Source organism: Streptomyces sp. YS-3 (genome assembly GCF_045257485.1).
In the GTDB taxonomy this organism is placed as follows: Bacteria; Actinomycetota; Actinomycetes; order Streptomycetales; family Streptomycetaceae; genus Streptomyces.
In genome coordinates, this window is the sequence record NZ_JBJHPC010000404.1 from 1 (window position 1) to 6,711 (window position 6,711).

The window sequence follows — 6,711 nt, forward strand, 5'->3', positions numbered from 1 at the left end:
CTGCGCGGGCGCGGCCGGAGCCTGGGCGGCGGGGGCCGGGGCCGGGGCGGCCGGGGCGGCGGCGGGGGCGCTTACCGCAGCCCCCGCGGCTGCGGCGGGAGCACCCTCGACAGGCTTGTCCGCCGCGCCGGAGACACCCGGCTTGTAGTCGGCGAAGAAGTCCCACCAGGCACGGTCGACCGAATTGGGGTCCTGGAGGTACTGCTGGTAGATCTCGTCGACGAGCCACTCATTGGCACCGAAGCCGGCTGCAGGGTTCTTGCCCTGCCCGTCTTGGTCGGTCGAGACGCTCGAATTACTGGGGGACTGAGACGACACGGCGGCAACCGCCCTCTTCCGCTTCACAAGGTGATGGACAGCGGGAATCAAGGCTACGCCTCCCTGGCCTGGAGGTGCAGACCGGGCGTGCCACAGTCGCGTAAGTCACACCGGAAAGCGAGTTTCAGGGCAGGATTTGGCGGGAAACAGATCAGGTTCTGCTTCCTATGGGTACGCCTCGCAGCGGCCACGACCCCGAGGACCGTGTGCCCCACGGCCCGAAGACCATGTGCTCGTACCTACCCACACGCAGAACGTGTGCTTCCGGTTCGAACCCTACGTCAATTCGCCGACCGGGGCGCTCCCGGAAGGGTGACCTGGATACGGCATCCGCGCGACGATTCGGCCACGCCGATCCGTCCGCCGTGCAGATCCACCGCCCAGCGGGCGATCGCCAGGCCCAGACCCGTGCCACCGTCGCTGCCCGGCCCGTGCGGCGCCGAGGCGTCGCCCCGGTTGAACCGCTCGAAGACCCGGTGCCACTCCGACTTCGGGATGCCCGGACCCTCGTCCAGGACCTCCAGGTCCAGCGACTCGGGCTGCGGGCCGCGCCGGGCCCGTACGGTGACCCGGCCGTGCGGCGGCGAGTGCTTGACCGCGTTGTCGATGAGGTTGGCGACCACCTGGTGCAGCCGCTCCCGGTCCGCGTACGCGGTCAGCTCGGGCGGCGACACGTCCAGGTGCAGATGGACGTCGGTACGGGTGTGGTTGCCGGAGCCGGAGGAGAGCCCGCGCCGGGAGGCCGCGAGGTTGGCCTCCTTCAGCACCCCCGACAGGTACGGCCAGACCTCGAAGCGGTGCGCCCGCAGCGGTACGACGCCGTTGTCCAGACGGGAGAGGTCCAGCAGGGTCTCCACCAGGCGGCCGAGGCGTTCGGTCTGCTTCAGGGCGGTGCGCATCGTCTCGGGGTCGGCGGCCGAGACGCCGTCCACCACGTTCTCCAGGACCGCCCGCAGCGCCGCGATCGGGGTGCGCAGCTCATGTGAGACGTTCGCCACGAGCTCCTTGCGGTGGCGGTCCACGGCCTCCAGATCGTCCGCCATGCGGTTGATCGTCGAGGCCAGGTCGCCGAGCTCGTCGCGGCGGTCGGCGCCGCGCACCCGCCGGGTGTAGTCGCCGTGCGAGATCGCCCGGGCGACGGTGTTCATCTCGTCCAGCGGCGCGGTCAGGCCGTGCGCCACGAACTGGGTGATCAGCAGGGTGGCGATCACCGAGAAGACGGTGATGAACCGCAGCTCGGTACGGGTCTGCACGGCCACCATCAGCAGCCCGGTGGTGATGAAGACCGAGACCACGACGAGCGAGCCGAGCTTGGTCTTGATGGAGATGGAGACCTCCCGCAGCCCGCCCCGCAGCCGTTCGCGCACCCGGTCGCGGGGCCCGTCCCGCCGGGTCCGCCCGTGCACCGCCCCGGCCGCCGCCCGGCTCATGGCGCCGGGGTCTCCAGCGCGTATCCCACGCCGTGGACGGTGCGGATGCGCTCGGCCCCGATCTTCCGGCGCAGCGCCTTGATGTGGCTGTCCACGGTACGGGTGCCCGAGGCGTCCGCCCAGTCCCAGACCTCGGCGAGCAGCTGCTCGCGCGAGAGCACCGCGCGCGGGGTGTTCGCCAGACAGCTCAGCAGGTCGAACTCGGTCGGGGTGAGGTGGACGTCCTCGCCGCGCACCCGGACCCGGCGCTGCGCGTGGTCGATCTCCAGCTCGCCCAGGCGCAGGATGCCGGTGCGCGGGGTGGCCGCGGCCAGCGTGGCCCGCTCGACCCGGCGCAGCAGTACGTGCACCCGGGCCGCCAGCTCCCGCATCGAGAACGGCTTGGTCATGTAGTCGTCCGCGCCGACGCCGAGCCCGACCAGCATGTCCGTCTCGTCGTCGCGGGCCGTCAGCATCAGCACCGGGACCGGCCGGCGGGCCTGCACGCGGCGGCACACCTCCAGGCCGTCGAAGCCCGGCAGCATGATGTCCAGGACCATCAGGTCCGGCTGCCACGCCTCCGCGGTGTCGACGGCCGCGGGTCCGTCGAGGGCGGTCTGGACCTGGAAGCCCTCGGCCCTCAGCCGTGCCGCGATGGCGTCGACGATCGTCGTGTCGTCCTCGACGACCAGCACCCGGCGCTGGGCGCCGGGGGTGGCCGCTACGCCGTTGTGGGTGGTGTGTGCCTGCTCCATCGCCCCGCCCTGATATTGCTTCCGGGGATCCGTGGGGTGATCCCCTGTGTCGGTCAGAGACTAGAGGCACCGGCCGCGTCCCGGCTACGCAGGGCGAACGGCGAGATGGACCACGTCAGGGACGCCCCGGGCAACTGTGATCTCTTCGGTCCTAACCCCGTGGAATCCGGCATTACGGAGAGCTTCCTCGAAGGCGGCCGACGGCTGCGCCGACCAGACGGCCAGCACTCCGCCGGGGGTCAGCCGGTCCCGGCAGGCCGCGAGGCCGGCGGGGGAGTAGAGGCTGTCGTTGCTCCGGGTCACGGTCCAGTCGGGGCCGTTGTCGATGTCCAGGCAGAGCGCGTCGAAGGTGTCCGCGGTGCTCGTCAGATGGGCGACCAGATCGGTGTGCAGGACCTCGGTGCGCGGGTCGGCGAGGGCGGCTTCGGAGAGGGGGGCGAGGGGGCCCGAGCGGTGCCAGTCGATGACGGCCAACTCACGTTCCACCACGGCGATCCGGCCCCACCGCCGGTCCGCGGCGGCGTGCGCCAGGGAGAAGCCGACACCGAGCCCGCCGATGAGCACCGAGGGCCGTTCGCGGCCGTCCGCCAGCGCCTCGTACGCGGCGTCCACCAACAGCCGCTCGGAGCGTCCGTCGGAGGTGTCCATCAGGAACGTGCCGTTGGCGATGATCTCGAAGTGCGGGCCGCGCCGGCGCAGCACCACCTCCCCGTACGGCCCCTCGCGCCGGTCGAGGACGACCGGGGTGGCGATCGGGTCGGCGACGGACATCGGAAGACCTCCTCGGGAAGCGGAGCGAACGGCTCGGAGGCCGACGCGCGGCCTGCGTCAAAGGTTGTCCGATGTGGCACAAGTCATAGACGCGGACGGGAGCGTTCGCAGAGGGTGAGCGTTGTACAAGCGTAAGCGGCAAGGCCGGACGATCACCGGCGTGGCTTGTGGTTCCGGGTGCGAGCGTGGCGCCCGGTGGAAGGGGCCTCACCGGTGCACCCTGAGAGAACACGCGAACAGGCGGGGCTGCTCGACGGCATCCCGCGGCAGCGCCCGACGGCTCCGGAGAGGACGGCCGACGTGGCGCCGGAGGGCGGGGGGATCACACGGACCCCGGTGACGGCCGCCGCGGGCCCCGAGCCGGCCGCCGGGCCGGGCGTGCGCGCCTGTCTGCGCCGCGCCGCCGGCCTCGTACCGACTCCGGTCGGCACGCCCTTCACCTTCGGGTACACCCTGCTGCTGCTTCTGACCTCGCTCTACATGGAGTTCGGCGACCCGGACACGGTCCGCACGCTCCTTGAGGGCTCCAGTACCGATGTGCAGCATCTGACGCGTACGCCGGTGCTCGTGCTGGTGGCCAGCGCGCTGTGGATCGCGGGCGGCATCTCCTCGCCGTGGGCGGTCGGCTTCGTCTTCGTCCTCACCGCGCTGGAGCGCCGCGTCGGCGGCCTGCGCGCGGCCGGGGTGTTCCTGCTCGGCCATGTGGTGGCGACGCTGGTCACCGAGGTGCCGGTGGGTGTCTCCGTCGCAGCGGGTCAGTTGCCGGACTCCTCGCTGCACCGCCTGGACTACGGCATCAGCTTCGGGCTGATGGCGAGCGTCGGCGCGCTCGCCGGGCTGCTGCCCCCGCTGCTGCGGTGGCCGATGCTCGGGGTGATGGCCGTGCTCCTGACCCAGGACCTGCTGGACATGGCGGACCCGCTGGCCAGTTGGGGCCACCCCACCGCCCTCGTCGTCGGCGTCGTCTGCTGGCCGGTGCTGCGCCGGGCCGCCCGGCCCGGCGGCGGCCCGTCAGCGGTAGCCGACGGGCAGCTGGGCCCGTACGGCCCGTAGCCCCGGGGTCTGGTGCACGTCGTCGGTGAGGACGACGTGTCCCTCGTACGTGAACCGGTACATCAGCGCGTCGGCCACCGGGCGCCCGGTCGGGCGCGGCGGCAGATGCGCGAAGTCCGCGTCCGCAAGCGCCTCGCGCAGCTTGGCCAGGGCGTCGGGCGTCAGCGTGCCGGTGGTCTGCTGCCCGTCCCGGCGCGTGGAGGTGTACGAGCCGTCGTCCTTGACCACCAGCTCGTTGTGCACCCCCGCGAAACCGCCGCTCACCACGAGCCCGAGCAGCTGCCCGTGCCGGACGGGCGCGGTGGATGTGCCCGACGGGGAGGTGTCCGGGGTCGGAGCGGTGGACGGGGGCTGGGCGCTCAGGGTCGTGCTCGGCGCCGGGGTGGGCGACTTGGAGGCGCCGTCCGCCGTCGAGTCGGCGGAGTCGCAGGCCGTCGCCGCGAGCAGGGTGGCGAGCAGCAGTGCTCCGGTGGTGGTGGTCCTGCCCATGAGGCTCATGCAGCCGAGGATGCCGGATCGGTGGGAGCGAAGTACAGGCTGGCCATGGGTGAGCGCGTCGTCCAGCCGAGCGCCTCGTACAGGTCCCGGCCCTCGGGGGTGCCGACCAGGACGCCGGTGGTGGCCCCCGTCGCGTAGGCGCCGCTCTGGAGCGTCCGCATGACGACGCTGCCCAGGCCGCGGCGCCGGTGCCCGGGCGCCGTCTCGATCTGGTCGGCCACGGCGGTCGCGCCGGTGGGGGCGATCTGGCCGCGGGCGGCGAAGTGGCCGTCGGCGGTGCGCACCAGGACGCGCAGGACGCCGCCGGTGGTCCAGCGGGTGAGTGCGTAACCGGCCGGGACCCGCGCCTCGGCCGGGGCCAGCGGCACCGTCATCAGGAAGCCGGGCTGGTCGTACGCCCAGCCGGGACCGAGCCACGGCCGGACCGTGTCGTCGTCCGCGAAGAGCTTCAGCCAGGTGCCGGGCAGGCCGGCCGTGCCGGCCAGCTTGCGCACCGAGGCCTCGTCGGGCTCGGGCACGACGTGCCGGCACACGTGCTTGACCTGGCCGACGTCGATGCTCCACCCCCACGGCTCGGCGACCGGCGCCGCCGCGCCGCGCGAGACGACCCATCCCTTGGTCCAGGCCTCGACGAGCTCCGGTACCGACTCCATGACCGCCCCCTTGGTTGACGTAGCGAGGAAGTAATAGTCCCTGGCGGCCCGTGACTCTTACAAGAGGTGATCGCTCAGAGCGAACACGGCCGGGGGAACATTCCCGGGCTCACATGCATTGAGTCGGCATAGCTCAACTTGACTGCCGAAGGGGAGATCATGGCTCACTCGTCCGCACCGCTCACCCTGCCTGTGCTGCCGCTCGACGACGAGGTCGTGCTGCCCGGGATGGTCGTGCCGCTGGACCTGTCCGACACCGAGGTGCGCGCCGCCGTGGAAGCCGCCCAGGCGGCGGTCCGGGCCGACGGCCCCTCGGCGGGCAAGCCCCGGGTGCTGCTCGTCCCGCGCATCGACGGGGCCTACGCCGCGACCGGCGTGCTCGGCACCGTGGAGCAGGTCGGCCGGCTCTCCGACGGCGACCCCGGCGCGCTCATCCGCGGCGTGGCCCGGGTGCGCATCGGCGCCGGGACCACCGGCCCCGGCGGCGCCCTGTGGGTGGAGGGCGCCCAGGTCGAGGAGAGCGTCCCCGAACGGCTGCCCGGCCACGTCACCGACCTGGTCAAGGAGTACAAGGCGCTCGCCACCGAGTGGCTCAAGAAGCGGGGTGCCTGGCAGGTCGTCGACCGCGTCCAGCAGATCGAGGGCGTCTCGGCCCTCGCCGACAACTCCGGCTACTCGCCGTTCCTCACCACCGCCCAGAAGATCGAGCTCCTGGAGACCGCCGACCCGGTCGCCCGGCTCAAGCTCGCCACCCAGCACCTGCGCGAGCACCTCGCCGAGCAGGACGTGGCCGAGGCCATCGCCAAGGACGTCCAGGAGGGCGTGGACAAGCAGCAGCGCGAGTTCCTGCTGCGCCGCCAGCTCGACGCCGTCCGCAAGGAGCTGCGCGAGCTCAACGGCGAGTCGGAGGGCGACGAGTCCGACGACTACCGGGCCCGGGTGGAGGCCGCCGACCTGCCCGGGAAGGTCCGCGAGGCCGCCCTCAAGGAGGTCGAGAAGCTGGAGCGCTCCAGCGACCAGTCCCCCGAGGGCTCCTGGATCCGCACCTGGCTGGACACCGTCCTGGAGCTGCCCTGGCAGGAGCGCACGGAGGACGTCTACGACATCACGGGCGCCCGCGCGGTCCTGGACGCCGAACACGCGGGCCTCGATGACGTGAAGGAGCGCATCACCGAGTACCTGGCGGTCCGCAAGCGCCGCGCCGACCGGGGCCTGGGCGTGGTCGGGGGGCGGCGCTTGCGGACCGCCAGGTAC

General features: G+C 72.6%; 8 protein-coding genes. 2 read left to right on the top strand and 6 right to left on the bottom strand.

All coding sequences use genetic code 11. From position 1 onward, the window contains the following. The 4 genes from ACJA3G_RS26465 to ACJA3G_RS26480 form a co-directional block, all read right to left on the bottom strand. The coding region (locus ACJA3G_RS26465; protein WP_406555556.1) for a 2-oxoglutarate dehydrogenase E1 subunit family protein at nt 1–318 on the bottom strand (318 nt) is incomplete at its 3' end. A gap of 281 nt (nt 319–599) precedes the next feature. Next, nucleotides 600–1,748 (bottom strand): sensor histidine kinase, encoded by a 1,149-nt coding sequence (locus ACJA3G_RS26470; RefSeq protein ID WP_406555557.1) that lies wholly within the window; start codon nt 1,746–1,748, stop codon nt 600–602. Continuing rightward, the gene (locus tag ACJA3G_RS26475; protein WP_067163879.1) at nt 1,745–2,482 is read right to left on the bottom strand and encodes a response regulator transcription factor; all 738 of its coding nucleotides are present in this window, start codon (nt 2,480–2,482) and stop codon (nt 1,745–1,747) included. Before ACJA3G_RS26475 ends, ACJA3G_RS26470 begins: the two co-directional genes overlap by 4 nt. Before the next feature lie 84 nt (nt 2,483–2,566). Next, entirely contained in the window at nt 2,567–3,253 is a 687-nt protein-coding gene (locus ACJA3G_RS26480) for a spermidine synthase (protein ID WP_406555558.1), read from the bottom strand. 213 nt (nt 3,254–3,466) lie between these two features. Between ACJA3G_RS26480 and ACJA3G_RS26485 the strand changes: the two genes are divergently transcribed. Then, nucleotides 3,467–4,306 (top strand): rhomboid-like protein, encoded by an 840-nt coding sequence (locus ACJA3G_RS26485; protein ID WP_406555559.1) that lies wholly within the window; start codon nt 3,467–3,469, stop codon nt 4,304–4,306. Here ACJA3G_RS26485 and ACJA3G_RS26490 read toward each other — a convergent pair. Together ACJA3G_RS26490 and ACJA3G_RS26495 are read right to left on the bottom strand one after the other, a co-directional pair. Further along, nucleotides 4,265–4,804: a hypothetical protein gene (locus tag ACJA3G_RS26490; RefSeq protein ID WP_406555560.1), complete on the bottom strand. Its 540-nt coding sequence runs from the start codon at nt 4,802–4,804 to the stop codon at nt 4,265–4,267. The genes ACJA3G_RS26485 and ACJA3G_RS26490 overlap by 42 nt on opposite strands. Continuing rightward, complete coding sequence (locus ACJA3G_RS26495) at nt 4,801–5,457, bottom strand: GNAT family N-acetyltransferase (protein WP_406555561.1); 657 nt, start codon at nt 5,455–5,457, stop codon at nt 4,801–4,803. Before ACJA3G_RS26495 ends, ACJA3G_RS26490 begins: the two co-directional genes overlap by 4 nt. A 159-nt stretch (nt 5,458–5,616) precedes the next feature. Here ACJA3G_RS26495 and ACJA3G_RS26500 point away from each other — a divergent pair. Next, nucleotides 5,617–6,711: LON peptidase substrate-binding domain-containing protein (locus ACJA3G_RS26500; RefSeq protein WP_406555562.1), on the top strand; the 1,095-nt coding region annotated here is incomplete at its 3' end.